Origin of the sequence: Streptomyces sp. SLBN-8D4 (genome assembly GCF_049739545.1) — a bacterium.
Classification (GTDB): domain Bacteria; phylum Actinomycetota; class Actinomycetes; order Streptomycetales; family Streptomycetaceae; genus Streptomyces; species Streptomyces canus_C.
In genome coordinates, this window is the sequence record NZ_JBMGQC010000001.1 from 8,367,651 (window position 1) to 8,384,492 (window position 16,842).

A 16,842-nucleotide genomic window follows, 5' to 3' on the forward strand; every position below is an offset into this window, starting at 1 on the left:
CTCAGTGTAATCTACATGCTTACGCTACTACACCCAGGCATCGAGTCGGTACCGGTGTCAACTCCGAGCACACCTTTGTCTACGAATAGGTTCGCAAGTCTGTTCAGGCCTTCTTCCACTTGTGTGCTGTCAAGAGAACTGCAGGACAGTCGAATCTGATTTCGGCCGCCTTTCCCGTCGTAGAAGTGGGATACCGGAGTCCACAGCACGCCGAAGGAACGGCCCGATCGTTCGAGCAATTCGTCGTCCACCGTGAACGGCACGGTGACCACGATGAAAAAGCCGCCCCTCGGCGTGTTCCAGGAGACGGAGTCGCACCGGCCGAAGCGGGTTTCCAGACCGCGCAGGACATGCGCGAGATTGCGTTGATACACGTGCCGCGACCGCGAGGTCGCGCGCTCCAGGCTGAAGTCGTTCTCCAGGAGCGCGCCGCCGACGACGGCCTGGCTGATGGGGGAGGTGTTGACCGTGACCATGCTCTTGATCCTCGACAGGTGCTCGGCGAATCCCTGGACCCGCCCCTGTCCGTCCCCGACCCGCTGGTCGGCCACCACATAGCCCACCCGGGCGCCGGGGAGCACGGTCTTCGCGAAGGACCCGAAGTGAATCACCCGCCGCCCGGTGTCCAGCGCCTTGAGGGTGGGCACGCGTCCCGAGCCGTCGTGGAACATGCCGTACGGGTTGTCCTCCAGCAGCAGGATGCCCTCCCGCTCGGCGAGGGCCAGCAGCTCGCCGCGGGTTGCGAGGTCGAGGCTCAGCCCGGACGGGTTGGCGAAGTCCGGCACGAGGTAGCAGGCGCGGGGGCGCAGACCGCGCTCGCGCGCACCGCGGACCTGGGCGGTGAGGTCCGCCAGATCGATACCGGTGCGGCCGCTCGCCACCGGCAGCACCGGCATGTCCACCAGCCGCGCGGCGCCCGTCAGGCCGACATAGGTCGGTGAGACGGCCAGCACGACATCGTGCTCGTCGCGGCGCAGGGCGCGCAGGACCAGGTACATCGCCTCCTGGCAGCCGACGGTGACCACGATCGACTCCGGTTCGGTGCGCAGCCCCTCGTCCGCCTCCAGTTGGCGTGCGATAAGTTCGTGCACGATGCCGCTCGTCCGCCCGTACTGGCACAGGGTCCTGCGGACCTCCTCGGGCGTGTGACCGCGGTCCGTGGCCAGGTGGTCGCAGAACCGGCGCAGATACCGGTGCACGGCCTCGACGTCGAAGCTCTCCTCCGTGGGCCGGCCCGGTGCGAAGGACAGGGCCTTCGGGTGGCGCCCGGTGACCTCGTTGAGGAACGTCATGGAGGCGAGCGCCGGATCCTCCAGCGAGGTGTGCAGCCCGGCCAGGTCCAGGTCGGCGGTCGGGTCTGCGAGAGGTTGGTCAGGCATCGGCGGCCCACCTCCGGACGCGGAGATCCGCGGCGGCCGCGAGGTCGGCGCAGCCGGTCAGCAGCAGCCCCTCCCGGAGCTCGTCCCGCAGGACGGAGAGCACCTCGGCGACCCCCTTCTCCCCGTGCGCCGCGAGCCCCCACAGCACCGGGCGGCCGACCAGCACGCCCGAGGCCCCGAGAGCCAGGGCGCGCAGCACGTCCGTGCCGGTACGTATGCCGCTGTCCAGCAGCACCGCGCAGAGACCGGCCACCGCCTCGGCCACGGACGGGAGTTGGGCGATGCTCGGCGGAGCGCCGTCGAACTGGCGGCCCCCGTGGTTGGAGACCACCACGGCGTCGGCGCCGCACTCCGCCACGCGCCGGGCATCACGCGCGTCGAGAACGCCCTTCACCACCAGGGGAAGAGAGCTGCGTCGCCGCAACCGTTCCAGGTCCCGCAGAGTCGGGACGCCGAACAGGGACCGCGTGTGATCGGCGACGGCCGAGACCCCTGGTGTGGACCGGTGCGCCAGGTCGTCGAGCCCGGGGCCCAGGTTCGCGGCGCGCACGTGAGGCGGCAGCGAGAACCCGTTGCGCACGTCCCGCCAGCGCCGCCCCATGGTCGGGACGTCCACGGTGACCATGAGCGCCCGGCAGCCCGAGTCCTCGGCGTGGGCGACGAGTTCGTCGGCCAGGGACCGCTCGCGCAGCCAGTACAGCTGGAACCAGACGTCCGCCTCGGTGGCGACGACCTCCTCCAGGGGACGACTGCTCAGGGTACTGAGCACGAACGGCACTCCGGCGGCGCGGGCCGCCCGGGCGACCGCCCGCTCGCCCTCGGGATGCAGCAGGCACTGATAGGCCATCGGCGCGACCGCGACCGGCATCGCGGCGTCGGTGCCCAGCAGCCGGCCGGACAGGTCGGTGCCGGTTCGGCCGGTCAGCACCCGGGGCAGGAGCGCCACGCCGTCGAGGGCCGCCCGGTTGGCCGCCAAAGCCGTCTCCGCACCGCTGCCGCCCTCGATGAAGTCCCACACCGCCGGGTCCGTGACGGCCCGCGCCGCGCTCCTGATCCCGGCCAGACCGGGAGGCGCGTCGGCGAGCGGACCGCTCAGGGGTGACGCCTCCAGGGCGGGGCCGCTTCCGGGCGAGGTCACATCCCCTCCGCCTCTACGGCCTCGTACAGGGCCTTGATGTTGCCGCTGCCGAACGTGGTGGCCCCGGCGCGCTCGATGACCTCGAAGAAGAGGGTCCGGCGCGGGTGGGTGGAACGGGTGAAGATCTGGAACAGCTGGCCGGCGTGGTCCTCGTCGGCCAGGATGTCCAGGTTCCCGAGTTCGGCGGGCGAGTACCGGGACAGCGCGAGCCGCTCGGGCAGCCTGCTGTAGTACGCGTCGGGAGTGTCCAGGAAACCCACGCCGCCGGCCCGCATCGCCGTCACGGAGTGCACGATGTCGCCGCTGGTGAACGCGACGTGCTGCACACCGGCACCGCCGTGATTCTTGACGAACGCGTCGATCTGGCCCGGTTCCCGGCTGGTGTCCGGCTCGATGACGGTCAGCGTCACCAGGCCCGAACGGCTCTGCACCACCTGGGAGTTCATCGACTGGGCACCAACGACTATCTTCTCTTCGAAGATCATCCGGAAGTCCATGACCTGCTCGTAGAACTCCACGGTGCCGGCGAGATCGCCGGCCTCCACGCACACGGCGAAGTGGTCGACATGGCGAAGTCCCGTGTCGCGTGCGGCTGCCCGGGACCCCGGCGCTCCGTGCGGCCGGCCGCTCGGGACCGGCCGCTGGACGAAGGTGTGCGCCACGTCGCCGAAGCCGCCCACGGAGGCGGTGACCACCCCGTCGTCGTGCCGGTGAAGCGCCGCGAGCGGCCGGGCGCCCCGCCGGACGGCCTCCGTGAAAGCACCCTCGGCGTCGGCGGTGCCCAGGGCGATGTCGCAGACACCGTCGCCGTGCAGCCGCGTGTAGACGGCGCTGGGGTGGTCCTCGGCCAGGGGCTGGCTCAGTAGGAGCCGGATGTCCTCGCGGACGAGGACGGCCGTGCGCTGTGCGCCGGGGTCATCCAGCACGTCGGCGACGGTCAGGCCGTATCCGTCGACGAACTCGGCTGTCGCGGCGTCGAGATCGGTGACGCAGATCCTGACGTGGTCGACGCACAGGTCGTCGAAGGAGGGCTGTCCGGTGTTCACCGCGCATCGCTCCCGTCCATGGCGGAGATCAAGCTGTTGGGCCTCATGTCGGTCCAGTGCTCGTTGACGTAGTCGAGGCACGACTGGCGGTCGGCCCGGCCGTGGACGGTCTGCCAGCCGGCCGGCACCTCCACGAAGGACGGCCACAGCGAGTGCTGGCCCTCCTCGTTGCGCAGGACGAGGTAGGTGGCCTGATCGTCCTCGAAGGGGTTGGTCATGCGTCGGTTCCTTTCTCGTGGTGTTCGAAAGCGGGAGTGGTCTCGCGCAGCGCGGCCGAGAGCGCGGGACCGATCACGGCGAGAGCCGCGGGGCGGGTCAACTCCTCGTGCGCGCAGGGGACGTCCGTCCGGCGCAGACGCCCGTCGACGTAGGGCTGCCAGAGGGCGGGAGGGAGCAGGGTGTCCCTGGCGCCGAAGTGCAGCAGGTCCCCGCGGAAGACGCCGGGGGTGAAGCCCCGCGCCGCCCGGGTGACCTCGCGGTACACCGCGGTGAGGTTCTCCCGTACGGCGTCGTCGAACTGGAGCCCCGAGGTCTGCCGGCGCACCGCCTCGGCGGCCTCGTCGGGGGCGGGGGCCATGGCCGCCGGCAGGCCGGCCAGCGGATAGCCGTCCAGCACCGCCAGCAGACCCACCTGTTCACCTGCGGCCTGCAGCCGTACGGCGATCTCGTGGGCGATCAGCCCGCCCGCCGACCAGCCCAGCAGGTGGTACGGCCCGTGCGGGGCCACCCGGCGGATGTGCTCGGCGTACACCTCGGCCGTCTCGGCCACCGTCGGCGGGATCCGTCCGGGGCCGCCCGCGGCACCGGGCGACTGCAGCGCGTACACCGGGTGCCGCAGGTCCAGGTGCCGGGCGAGTCCGGTGAAGGACCAGCCGAGGCCGGCCGCCGGATGGACACAGAACACGGGCGGCGCCCCGCCGCCCGGCCGCAGCGGCAGCAGGACGTCGAATTCCCCGCCGTGGCGGTCGTGTTCGGCGGTGCCGTCCAGTGCGCGTGCCAGCCGCGCCACCGAGGGGGCCTCGAAGAGGAGACGCAGCCCGATCCGGAGGCCCAGGGCGCCGTGGATCCGGTCGATCAGCCGGGCGGCCAGCATGGAGTGGCCACCTACGTCGAAGAAGCTGTCGTCGAGACCGATCGCGGGCACTCCGAGGACCTCCGCGAACAGCTCCCGCAGCGCGGCCTCGCGAGGGCTGCGCGCCGCTCGGTCGGACACCCCGGTGAACCGCGGCGCGGGCAGGGCCGCCCGGTCCAGCTTGCCGTTCGGCGTGACCGGCAGTGCGTCCAGGACGACCACGGCGGCGGGCACCATGTGGGCGGGCAGCGACTCGCCGGCCCGCCCGCGGAGCACGGCGGCGTCCGGCGCGGCGCCCTCGGCGGGCACCACGTACCCGGTCAACACCCCGTCATCGGTGCCCTCCTGATGGACCGTCACCACCGCCTGGGCCACGGCCGGGTCGGCCAGCAGCACGTTCTCGATCTCGGCCGGTTCCACGCGGAAGCCGCGGACCGAGACCTGATGGTCCGCGCGGCCCAGGAAGTGCAGATCCCCGTCGCGGTCCCGGCGGACGAGGTCACCGGTGCGGTACATGCGCGACCCCGGCGCGCCGTACGGGTCGGCCACGAACCGTGCCGCGGTCAGGCCCGGCCGGCCCAGATATCCGCGGGCCAGACCCGGGCCGTGCACATAGAGTTCACCGGCCACCCCCGGCGGGACGGGGCGCAGGTTGTCGTCGAGGACGCGGATGCCCACGCCGGCCGGCGGACGGCCGATCGACGGGCGGTCCGTACCGGACAGCGGCTCGCTCATGGTGGCGCAGACCGTCGTCTCGGTCGGCCCGTACGCGTTGACCAGACGCCGCCCGGCACCCCAGCGCCGAACCGCGTCCGCGGGCAGCGCGTCCCCGGCGGTCACCAGGGTGCGCACGGGGCCGAGGCGGTCCGGCGGCATGGCGGACAGGGCCACCGGCGGCAGGGTCACATGGGTGACGCCCTGCCGGGCGATCAGCTCGGCCAGCGGCCGGCCGGGAGTGAGGTGGTCCTTGTCGGCCACCACCAGCTCCGCCCCGGACAGCAGTGCCATGCACAGTTCGGAGAACGCCGCGTCGAAGCCCGGGGAGGCGAACTGGAGCACCCGGTCGCCCGCGGCGACCCGGAACCGTTCGATCTGCCGGGCCGCCAGGTTGGCGATGCCCTCGTGGGACACCACCACCCCGTTGGGCCGGCCCGTTGACCCCGACGTGTAGATGACGTAGGCCGGATGGGCGGTGCGCAGCGGGGTCGTACGCTCCTCGTCGACCGGATCCGTGGCGGGCGCCGCCCTCGTCCTCGCGGCGACGGCAGGATCGTCCAGCACCAGGGCGGGCGTCCCTTGCGGAAGCCGGTCGGCGAGTGCCCGCACGGTGAGCACGAGAAAGGGCCGCGCGTCGGCCAGCATGTGCCGGATCCGTGCGGCGGGATAGTCCGGATCCACGGGGAGGAAGGCGGCACCCGCTTTCAGGACGGCGAGGACGGCGACGACCTGCTCGGGGGAGCGCGGCAGCAGCAGCCCCACCGTGCGCTCCGGGCCCGCGCCGAGCGCGGCGAGCCGGTGGGCCAGCCGGTTGGCCCGGCGGTTGAGCTCGTCGTACGACAGCGTGCCGTCGTCGAAGCGCAGTGCCGTCCGGCGCGGGGTGCGCGCCACCTGGGCCTGGAACAGTTCGGGAAGGGGTGTCGCGGGCGCGGCCCCCGCAGCCCCGCCGGACCACTCGTCGAGGCGCCGCCGCTCGGCCGGCAGGAGCACGTTCAGGGAGCCGACCGGGATGTGCGGGTCGGCCGCGACGGCTTCGAGCAGCAGGACCAGCCGCTCGGCGACGGCGGCGACCGTGGCCTCGTCGAAGAGGTCAGCGTTGTACCGGATGCTGCCGTGGACGCCCGAGGGGCCGCCGTCCTCCGCGAACGTCTCGCTGAGGGACACGTCCAGGTCGAACCGGGCCGTCTGCGGATCGACCTCGGCCGCGTTGATCGTCAGGCCCTCCAGGTCGAACCGGGGCGGTTCGGTGTTCTGGAGCACCAGAAGGACCTGGAACAGCGGGTGCCGGGACACCGAGCGGGCCGGACTCAGCACCTCGACCAGCCGCTCGAACGGCACGTCCTGATGGGCGTAGGCCGCCAGGGCGGTCTCCCGGACCCGGCGCAGCAGCTCGGCGAAGTCGGGGTTTCCGGAAGTGTCGGTGCGCAGCACGACCGTGTTGGCGAAGAATCCCACCAGATCGTCGAGCGCCTGGTCGCCCCGGCCTGCGAGCGGGCTGCCGACCGGGATGTCCGTACCCGCCCCGAGCCGGGTGAGCAGGGCCGCGAGGGCCGCCTGGAAGAGCATGAAGGCGGTGACGCCCTCCCGCCGGGACAGCGCCGTCAGCCTTCGGTGCAGGTCCGCGTCCACGCTGAGCGGTACCTGACCGCCCCCGTGGCCGATCACGGCGGGCCGCGGCCGGTCGACGGGCAGTGTCAGCTCCTGAGGCAGCCCGGCCAGCGTCTTCTGCCAGTGCGCGAGCTGACGTGAGACAGGGCTGCCTGGATCGTCCTCCGCGCCGAGCAGCCGCCGTTGCCAGAGCGTGTAGTCCGCGTACTGGACGGGCAGCGGCCGCCAGTCAGGGGCTTGACCGGCCGCACGTGCCCGGTAGGCGGTGCCCAGGTCCCTGGCGAGCGGGGCGTACGAGGCGCCGTCACCGGCGATGTGGTGCAGGACGAGCAGCAGGACGTGCTCGTCCGGCGCGGTCCGCCACAACGTCGCGTGCAGCGGCGGATCGACGGCCAGGTCGAAGCTCCGCCGCGCTGCCTCCGACAGGGCATGGGGCAGGTCCTCCCGGGACACGGGCACCGGTTCCGGGCCGAGCGGGCGGTCGCCGGGCGCGAGGACGTGCTGGCGGGGAACGCCGTCGGTGTCGGGGAAGACGGTACGCAGGGACTCGTGGCGGTCCATCAGGTCTCCGAGGGCGGCGCCGAGGGCGTCCGGGTCCAGCCTGCCCGCCAGGCGCAGGGCGAGCGGGATGTTGTACCGCCCCGAGTCGCCGTCGAGCCGGTTGAGGAACCACAGCCGCCGCTGGGCGTACGACAGCGGGATCGTCCCGGGCCGCTCCGCCGGGGCGAGGACCGGGCGGGCGCTGTCCGCCGTGTCGAGCAGTGCCGCCAGGCCCCGCGGTGTGGGTGCCTCGAAGATCGCGCGCAACGGGAGTTCGGCCCCGAACGCGGTGCGGACCGCGTTGGCCAGCCGGGTGGCCATCAGACTGTGCCCGCCGAGCCCGAAGAAGTTGTCGTCGGGACCGACCGAGGGCACTGCGAGGACCTGGGCGAACAGCTCGCCCATCAACTCCTCGCGCGGATCCCGCACCCGGTCCCCGGTCGGACGGCAGCCCAGCTCCGGGGCCGGGAGCGCCGCACGGTCGAGCTTGCCGTTTGCGTTGACCGGGAGCTCGTCCAGCAGCACGAACGCGGTCGGCACCATGTACTCCGGCAGAGCCGCGCCGACGTGCGCCGTGAGCTGCGCGGCGGTGGCCGAAGCGCCCGCACGCACCGCCACGTGAGCCACCAGACGCCGTACCCCTTCCGGGTCGGGCAGCGCGGAGACCGCCGCGTTGACCACCTCCGGGTGCCGGGTCAGAACGTTCTCGATCTCCCCGGGCTCGATGCGGTAACCGCGCACCTTGACCTGGTCGTCGGTGCGCCCCAGATAGTCCAGGCAACCGTCCGCACGGCGCCGCACCAGGTCACCGGTGCGGTACATGCGGCCGCCGGGCGGACCCCAGGGATCGGCTACGAACCGCTCGGCGGACAGCGCGGGCCGGCCGAGATAGCCGCGCGCCAGGCCCTCGCCCGAGAGATACAGTTCCCCGGGCACTCCGGTGGGCACCGGCCGCAGCCGCTCGTCCAGCACCTGGGCCCGGACATGGGGGAGCGGCCGCCCGATGGGCGGGGCCAGAATCTCCTCGCCCTCCGAGAACCAGGCCGTCGCGTAGACGGTGGCCTCCGTCGGACCGTAGATGTTGGCGATCCGCACACCCGGCCGCAGCTCCCGCACCTGCCGCACCACGTGCTCGGGCAGGGCCTCCCCGGCCATCGCCAGCGTCCGCGCCTCGAACGGAGCCCGTCCGCCGGCCAGCAGGGCCGAGAACACCGACGGCACACCGCCGGCCAGCGTCCCCGACCAAGGCCGATCGGCCAGCTCCAGGAGGTCGCGCACGATCTCCACATGACCGCCGGTCAGCAGCGGCGCGAACAGCTCGAACACCGAGACGTCGAAGGAGAGCGAGGTGGCGGCCAGGACCCGCTCCAGATCCTCGGCGCCGAACCGCTCCACCGCCCAGTCCAGCAGACAGGCCATGCTGCGGCGGGACACCACCACTCCCTTGGGAGTGCCCGTGGATCCCGAGGTGTAGATGACGTACGCGGGATGGCGTTCGTCGACCGCGTCCCCGAAGGGACCGTCGCCGGTGCCGGCGAGCGTGGCCGCGACCCCGGGATCGTCCAGCGCCACCCGGGGCACGACGGACGGATCGGGCAGACCCGCCGGCGCGTCCCCCTCGGTGATCACCAGGACGGGACCGGCGTCGCCGAAGGTGAACGCGACCCGGTCGGCCGGCTGGCCGCGGTCGACCGGAAGATAGGCCGCACCGCACTTCAGCACCGCGAGGACCGCGACCAGCATCCGCGCCGAACGCGGCACCGCCACGGCGACGACCCGCTCCGGACCCGCTCCCCGGGCCGCCAGACACCGCGCCAGCCGGTTGGCCTCGGCGTCGAGTTCCGCGTACGACAGGGTCGTGCCCGCGCCGCTCACCGCGGGCCGCTCCGGGGTCCGCCGGACCTGGGCCTCGAACCGGCGGATCACCGGTTCGGGACGCTCTTCGCCGGATTCCCCGGCCCGGGCCGGCCGTTCGTCCCCGGTCAGGATGTCGACGTCTCCGATGGCCAGGCCCGGATCGTCGGCCACCGCCCGCAGGAACCGGACCAGCCGGTCGCCGAGGGCGACGACGGTGGCCTCGTCGAACAGGTCCGTGCTGTAGACGATGCCGCCCTCGACACCGCACGGCGCGCCGTCCGGTGATCGGATCTCGCGTAGCTGGAGATCCAGGTCGAACTTGACCGTGCGCTGCGGGATCGGCTGCGCGGCGGTGCGCAGTCCGGGCAGTTCCGTCGCGACGCCGGTGGCCGGTTGCAGGGCCAGCATCACCTGGAACAGCGGGTGCCGGGCCAGTGACCGCGGCGGCGCCAGCACCTCCACCAGCCGCTCGAACGGCACGTCCTGATGGGCGTACGCCTCCAGGTCCTGCTCCGCCACCCGGCGCAGCAGATCGCCGAAGGCCGGGTCGCCGCCGGTGTCGGTGCGCAGGAGGAGCGTGTTGACGAAGAAGCCGACGAGGTCGTCGAGCTGTGCGTCGGCGCGTCCGGCCACCGGGGTTCCGAGCGGGATGTCCGTACCCGCGCCGAGCCGGGTGAGCAGTGCGGCGAGGGCGGCATGCAGCACCATGAAGAGGGTGGCGCCGTGCTCCTGGGCGAGGCCGACGAGGTCCGCGTGGAGCTGCGCCGGCAACCGGAGGGGGACCTCCGCGCCCCGGTAGCTGAACTCGGGCGGCCGCGGACGGTCGGTGGGCAGCTCCGTGCCGGCCGGGAGATCCGCCAGCCGGTCCCGCCAGTGGGCGAGCTGGCCGCTGATCCGACTGCCCGGGTCGGTCTCGCTGCCGAGCACGGTCCGCTGCCACACGGCGTAGTCGGCGTACTGCACAGGCAACGGCGTGAACCGCGGGGCCCGTCCGGCGCGGCGGGCCGCGTAGGCCGCGCCGAGGTCCCGAGCCAGGGGGTCCATGGACCAGCCGTCGGCGGCGATGTGGTGCAGGACCACGAGGAGCACGTGTTCCGTCGGCGCCAGCCTCAACAGGGTCGCCCGCAGCGGCAGTTGTGTGCCCAGGTCGAAGCCCCGGCCGGCCGCCCCGGTCAGAGCGCGTTCCAGGGCGTCGGCGTCCTCGCCGACGTCCACCACGCCGAGATCCGGCTGGGCGTCCTGTGCGTCCAGGATGCGCTGCACCGGCTCGCCGTCGTCCTCGGCGAACACCGTGCGCAGCGACTCGTGCCGGACCACCACGTCGTGCAGGGCCCGCCGCAGGGCGCCCTCGTCCAGGTCACCGGTCAGCCGCAGGGCGACGGGGATGTTGTAGGCGCCGTCGCGCTCCTCCAGACGGTGCAGGAACCACAGCCTGCGCTGGGCGTACGACACCGGCAGCGGGTCGGGTCGGTCCGCCGGGACCAGGGGGGCCTGCGCGGGGCCGGCCCGGTCGAGTCGCTCGGCGAGGGCGGCGACGGTCGGTGCCTCGAACACCGCGCGGACGCCGAGTTCCGTGCCGAACGCCGAACGTATCGCGTTGACCAGCCGGATCGCCAGCAGCGAATGCCCGCCCAACCGGAAGAAGTCGTCCTCGACGCCCACCCGCGGCAGACCGAGCAACTCGGCGAACAGCGCGCAGAGTTGCTCCTCCCGTGCGGACCGCGGCACACCCCTGCCCACCGCGTCGCCAGGATCGGGCTCCGGCAGCGCCTCGCGGTCGAGCTTGCCGTTGGGGGTGACCGGGAAACGGTCCAGCACCACGAAAGCCGACGGGATCATGTACTCCGGCAGCCGCTCCCCGAGGTGGGAGCGGAGCGCCGCGGAGAGCCGCCGGGCCTCCTGGAAGGCGGCGGGCGCGTTGGTGTGCCGGGCCGGCACGGCGTCCGGGCCGGGTTCGGGGCCGGACCAGCCGATCGACGGGAGGGGGCCGGTGTGCCGGGAGGCGTCGGTGAAGAGCACGTCGAGCAGGCCCGGGGAGCCGGGTCCCGCCCAGCTCACCGTCGTCTCGTAGCCGAGGCGGTCGCCCAGTTCGTACAGCAGGGCCGGGTCCACGCCGACCGCGGTCCCGGCGAGGGCTTCGCCCGCGTACAGGGCCGCGGCGGCGGCGCGTTCGTGCGCGGTGCGGCCGTCCGGGACGCCGGTGACACGCAGCGCCGACGGCCTGCTCCCGGCCAGGCGGGCGCGCAGCGCGCCGAGATCGCCGCGGGCCTCGGCCCAGTCGAGGACGGGGGCGGCGGCCTTGGGGCCGGGCGCCTCCCCGTCCGTCGCCGACGTGTCTGTCGCCGCGCGCAGGACGACGTCGTAGCGGTACCGCGTCAACTCGTTGTGCGCGTGGCCTCGTTTGACCCGTACGTCGGCCGCCGCGACGCCCTCGGTGATCCGGGCGAAGTCGTGGAAGAAGCCGGGGGCCACCAGCAGCTCCTTCTCCCGCTCGACCCGGCGCCGGGCCCTGCGCCGCACCGCGGCCGGATCCTCGCCCTCGTCCGCGCGGGCCAGTTCGACGGCCGCGTGGAAGGTGTCCAGGAGTTCCAGGTTGCGGACGTCGCCGACGAACAGCGCGCCGCCGGGGGCGAGCAGGCCGGTCAGCCCGGTCAGCACCCTCCGCAGATAGTCCGCGTCCGGGAAGTACTGCACGACCGAGTTGAGGACGATCGTGTCGAAGTGTCCGGCGGGCAGACCGGTCAGGTCGTCCGCCGGCTGGGTCCGCAGCCGGACCGAACTCTCCGCACCCACGTGGGCCCGCAGCGTCTCGATCGCCCGGGGTGAGAAGTCGGTGGCCCAGTAGGAGGCGCAGGTGGAGTACAGCCGGGACAGGATCAGACCGTTGCCCGCGCCGATCTCCAGGACATGACGGGGACGCAGGGCACGGATGCGCTCGACGGTGCACTCACGCCACTCGCGCATCTCGGCCACCGGAATGGGGCGGCCGTCGTAACTGCTCTCCCAGCCGGAGAAGTCGGAGCCGAACCCGGTGCCGCCGGAGCCGGGCGGGGCGGTGTCGGAGCCGACGACAGACGTGTCGGAACCGCTGTACATGCCGTCGTAGATCTGCCGCCACTCGGCGACGTGCTGCCGCGTGCCCTCCTCGACGTGGGTGGCGGACCGCCGCCCGTGCGGTACGACGTAGCCGATCAGCTGACGTTCGCCCAAGTGCCCGGTGCGCACCAGGACCTCGGCCTGGGAGACCTCGGCGTGGTCCGCGAGCTTCGCGGCGACCTCGCCCGGCTCGACTCGGAAACCTCTGATCTTGACCTGGTCGTCGCCGCGCCCGACGAACTCCAGCTGCCACCGGCCGTTCCAACGGCCCAGGTCACCAGTGCGGTACATCCGTTCGCCCGGCGGCCCCCAGGGGGCGGCCACGAACCGCTCCGCGGTGAGACCGGCCCGGCCCAGATAGCCCCGGGCCAGACCGGACCCCGCCAGATACACCTCGCCCGTCACCCCGGGCGGCACCGGCCGCAACCGCTCGTCCAGAACGTAGACGCGGGTACCGGCGAGCGGGCGTCCGAGGGGCACCCGGCCCTCGGCCGTGTAGGGCGCGCGCACCTCGTGGTGGGTGGCGCACAGCGTCATCTCGGTGGGGCCGTAGAGCTGGCGCACGAGCGCACCGGGCGCGTGCTCCAGGACGCGCTCGACGGCGACCGGCGACACGATGTCGCCTCCGGTGAGCACCTCGCGCACCTGGGACAGACAGCCGGGCGCGTCCTCGGCGAGCACGCGCAGCAGACCGGCGGTGAAGTGCACCGCGGTGACCTTCTCGCCCTCGATGAGCCGGGCCAGGTCGGCGGTGTCCAGTCGTCCGGGCGGGGCCAGCACCACCTCACCGCCGGCGAGGAGCGGCACCCACAGCTCGTAGTCGCAGATGTCGAACGCGTAGGGCGCGTGCATGAGGACGCGTTCGTGGTTGCCGGTGTCCCAGCACGGGTCGCAGGCGAGCGCCACCACGTCCCGGTGGGTGACGGCCACGCCCTTGGGCAGGCCGGTGGAGCCGGAGGTGTACATGATGTACGCCAGCTGGTCGGGAAGGACGGGAACCTCCGGGCCCGCCGGTGCCGCCTCCACCTCCGCGTCCCGGTCCACCACGACCACCCGCGCGTCATGGCGGAAGCCCCGGCCGAGCATCGTCCGGTCCGTCAGCAGCACGACGGCCGCCGTGTCCGCCATGACCCACTCCAGCCGGTCCGCCGGGAAGGCCTCGTGCAGCGGGACGCACACACCGCCCGCCTTCCACACGGCGAGCATCGACACGACCAGCTCCGGCGAGCGCTCCAGGAAGACGGCGACCCGGCTCTCCGTACCGACACCCCGCGCCCTGAGCGCCCGCGCCAACGCGTCGGCGCGCCGGTCCACTTCGCGGTAGGTCATCTCCCGGTCCCTGGCGCGCAGGGCGAGGGCGTCCGGGTGGGCGGCGGCCGTGCGGGCGAAGCGGGTGTGCAGGGTGCCGGGTTCCGCGGCGAGCCGGCCGGGTGATCCGTCGAGCGGGCGATGCTCCGGGGAGTCGTCCGAGGGAACCTGTGCGGGAGCGCCGCCGAGCAGCCACAGGCGCTCCTCCTCGCCGAGGATCTCCACCGCGCCGATCCGCCGGCGCGGGTCCGCCGCGACCGCCCGCAGGAACCTGACCAGACGGGCGACGAGGGTTTCGACGGTGCCGCGGTCGAAGAGGTCGGTGCGGAACTCGACGGTGCCGTGGACGCCCTGTGCCGCGCGCTCCTCCCCGAAGCGTTCGGCCAGATTGAACGCGAGATCGAACTTGGCCGACGGCAGCGCCTCGTCCTGCGGCCGCACGGCTACGCCCTCGAAGCGGATGTCGGCGTCCGGGGTGTTCTGGAGGGCCAGGAAGATCTGGAACAGCGGGTGCTGGGACAGCGACCGGTCGGGATTGAGCGTCTCGACCAGCCGCTCGAAGGGCAGGTCCTGGTGGTCGTAGGCCGCCAGGGCGTTCTGGCGCACGGACGCCAGGAGGTCGGTGAAACGTGGGTCGCCGTCCGTACGGGTGCGCAGGACCAGAGTGTTGACGAAGAAGCCGATCAGATCGTCCAACGCATCGTCCGTCCGGCCCGACACCGGGGAGCCGATGGGGATGTCGGTCCCCGCCCCGAGCCGGGTGCACAGCGCGGCGAGCGCCGCGTGGAGCACCATGAACAGGCTCGCGTTGTGCCGGTGGGCGAGGTCGAGCAGCCGTTGGTGGAGGTCTGCGTCCAGGTCCAGCGGGACCGTCTCGCCCCGGAAACCCGCGGTCCGCGGCCTGAGCCGGTCCGTGGGAAGCAGGGTCTGCTCGGGCAGGCCGTCCAGGGCCCGTTTCCAGAACTCCGTCTGTGCCGTCAGCAGGCTGTCGGGGTCCCGCTCGTCGCCGAGGATCTCGCGCTGCCAGAGGGCGTAGTCCGCGTACTGCACCGGCAGCGGGCGCCAGTCGGGTGCCTCGCCGCGACTTCTGGCGCGGTACGCGCGACCGAGGTCGCTGGCCAGCACCGTGAGCGACCAGCCGTCGGCGGCGATGTGGTGCTGGACCACCATCAGCACATGCTCGGTCGGGGACAGCGCGAACAGGTGCGCCCGCAAGGGGAGTTCCCGCGTGAGTTCGAAGGGCTGCGCGGCAGCGGCCCGCAGCGCGGCCGGAAGCCCGCTCTCGTCGGTGTCCGTCACGGCCGGAACGGGGCGCGCGTCCCCTGGTTCCAGGACCAGTTGGTGGGGCTCGCCGTCCGCCTCGGGGAAGACGGTGCGCAGCGACTCGTGCCGGGCCACCACGTCCGCCAGGGCCTCGGCGAGCGCCGTACGGTCCAGCTCGCCGCGCAGCCGCAGCACGCTCTGCATGTGGTACGCCGCGCCGCCGCCGTCCATTCGGTTGATGAACCACAGCCGGCGCTGCCCGAAGGACAGCGGGATCCGCTCGGGGCGCTCCCTGGGCGTCAGGGCGGTGCGCGTGCTGCCGGATCCGGCGATCCGCCGGGCGAGCGCGGCCACGGTGGGCGCCTCGAACAGCGTGCGCACGGGGAGGTCCACGCCCAGCCGCGACCGGATGGCGTTGGCGAGCCGGGTCGCGAGCAGGGAGTGGCCTCCCAGGCCGAAGAAGTGGTCGTCCAGGCCCACCGCCGGTACTTCGAGGACCTGCGCGAACAGCTCGCACAGGATCTCCTCCTGCGGGGTGCGCGGTGCGCGTCCCGACACCGTCGGGCCGAGATCGGGGGCGGGCAGCGCCCGGCGGTCCAGCTTGCCGTTCGGGGTGAGCGGCAGCGCGTCCAGCACGGTCAGTGCGGTGGGCAGCATGTGCCCGGGCAGGCGCTCGGCCAGATGGGCACGCAGCCCGGCAGGGTCGGGGTCGGCACCGGGCAGGGGCACGGCGTACGCGACGAGGGCGGGTCCGCCGGCGCCGAGGTCCCGAACCACCACGGCGGCCTGGGCGATCTCGGGGTGGCCCGCCAGGGCGTGTTCGACCTCGCCGAGCTCGATCCGGAAACCCCGGATCTTGACCTGGCCGTCGGCCCGGCCGAGGAACTCCAGATCGCCGTCCTCACGTCGGCGCACCAGGTCCCCGGTGCGGTACATACGCGTTCCCGGCGGGCCGAAGGGGTCCGCCACGAACCGGTCGGCGGTCAGGGCGGGACGGCCCAGATAACCGCGGGCCACACCGGCGCCCGCGATGAACAGTTCGCCGGTGCCGCCGAGGGGTACCGGCCGCAGCCGGCGGTCGAGCACATGGGTCCGGGTGTTCGCCAGCGGGCGCCCGATCGGCGGCCGGCCCGCGGTGGCCGGGCCGACGACGGCGCTCGTCGACCAGATCGTCGTCTCGGTGGGCCCGTAGACGTTCGTGACCTCCCGCGCCGCCGCGCCCAGACCCTGCGCCAGACGCTCCGTCAGGGCCTCGCCGCCGACCAGGACCTTCAGCCCCCGCAGCGCCTCCGGCTCGCTGTCCAGCACGCTCTGCCACAGTGTCGGGGTCGCCTGGACGACCGTCGCACCCGTCTCGTCGACGAGCTGCCGCAGGGCCGCCGGATCGTGCGTCGCCTCCTGCGGCGCGAGCACGAGTTCGCCCCCGGAGATCAGGGGGAGCAGCAGTTCCAGGTTGGAGATGTCGAAGCCGAAGGTGGTGACCGCGAGCAGCCGGTCCTCGGGCCCGAAGGAGAGCCGCTCCTGGAAGTCGGCCAGCAGGTTCGTGAGGTTCTCGCCGGGGATCACGGTGCCCTTGGGCACTCCCGTGGACCCGGACGTGTAGATCACGTAGGCGGGGTTGAGCCGGTGCGGGCTCGGCGGGACAGGGGGCTCCCCGTCCTGGGGGTGGGAGAGGGTCGGCCGGTCAGTCGCCATGGGGTTTCCTCGCCGCGGACAGCAGGGGTCGGCTCCGGACGGGCGCGCACACCGGTCGTCGGGGTGGCGCGGACCGTCGCAGGACGTGTGGGAGAGGGCCGGCGCCGGCGCCCGGACCGTGGC

The 16,842-nt window shown here is 73.3% G+C and carries 5 protein-coding genes; all 5 read right to left on the reverse strand.

Annotated elements, in window-relative coordinates; all coding sequences use genetic code 11:
* Positions 1–11 precede the first annotated feature (11 nt).
* Genes RKD20_RS38055 through RKD20_RS38075 form a run of 5 tightly spaced genes read right to left on the reverse strand, consistent with a single transcriptional unit; the run spans position 12 to position 16,719 of the window.
* The gene (locus tag RKD20_RS38055; RefSeq protein ID WP_424881662.1) at positions 12–1,379 is read right to left on the reverse strand and encodes a PLP-dependent aminotransferase family protein; all 1,368 of its coding nucleotides are present in this window, start codon (positions 1,377–1,379) and stop codon (positions 12–14) included.
* Positions 1,372–2,517 carry an alpha-hydroxy acid oxidase gene (locus RKD20_RS38060; protein ID WP_424881663.1) on the reverse strand — a complete coding sequence of 382 codons (1,146 nt, stop codon included), beginning with the start codon at positions 2,515–2,517 and terminating at the stop codon, positions 1,372–1,374. Before RKD20_RS38060 ends, RKD20_RS38055 begins: the two co-directional genes overlap by 8 nt.
* A complete protein-coding gene (gene hppD / locus RKD20_RS38065; protein WP_424881664.1) occupies positions 2,514–3,563 on the reverse strand; it encodes a 4-hydroxyphenylpyruvate dioxygenase in 1,050 nt (349 codons plus the stop codon). The genes RKD20_RS38060 and hppD overlap by 4 nt, the downstream gene beginning before the upstream one ends.
* Positions 3,560–3,781 carry an MbtH family protein gene (locus RKD20_RS38070; protein ID WP_424881665.1) on the reverse strand — a complete coding sequence of 74 codons (222 nt, stop codon included), beginning with the start codon at positions 3,779–3,781 and terminating at the stop codon, positions 3,560–3,562. The genes hppD and RKD20_RS38070 overlap by 4 nt, the downstream gene beginning before the upstream one ends.
* The gene (locus tag RKD20_RS38075; RefSeq protein WP_424881666.1) at positions 3,778–16,719 is read right to left on the reverse strand and encodes an amino acid adenylation domain-containing protein; all 12,942 of its coding nucleotides are present in this window, start codon (positions 16,717–16,719) and stop codon (positions 3,778–3,780) included. The genes RKD20_RS38070 and RKD20_RS38075 overlap by 4 nt, the downstream gene beginning before the upstream one ends.
* Between the last annotated feature and the right edge of the window lie 123 nt (positions 16,720–16,842).

Excerpts from the sequence above, each read along its gene's own strand:
- RKD20_RS38055 (WP_424881662.1), bottom strand. The coding sequence starts at position 1,379 with ATGCCTGACCAACCTCTCGCAGACCCGACCGCCGACCTGGACCTGGCC.
- RKD20_RS38070 (WP_424881665.1), bottom strand. The coding sequence starts at position 3,781 with ATGACCAACCCCTTCGAGGACGATCAGGCCACCTACCTCGTCCTGCGC.
- RKD20_RS38075 (WP_424881666.1), bottom strand. The coding sequence starts at position 16,719 with ATGGCGACTGACCGGCCGACCCTCTCCCACCCCCAGGACGGGGAGCCC.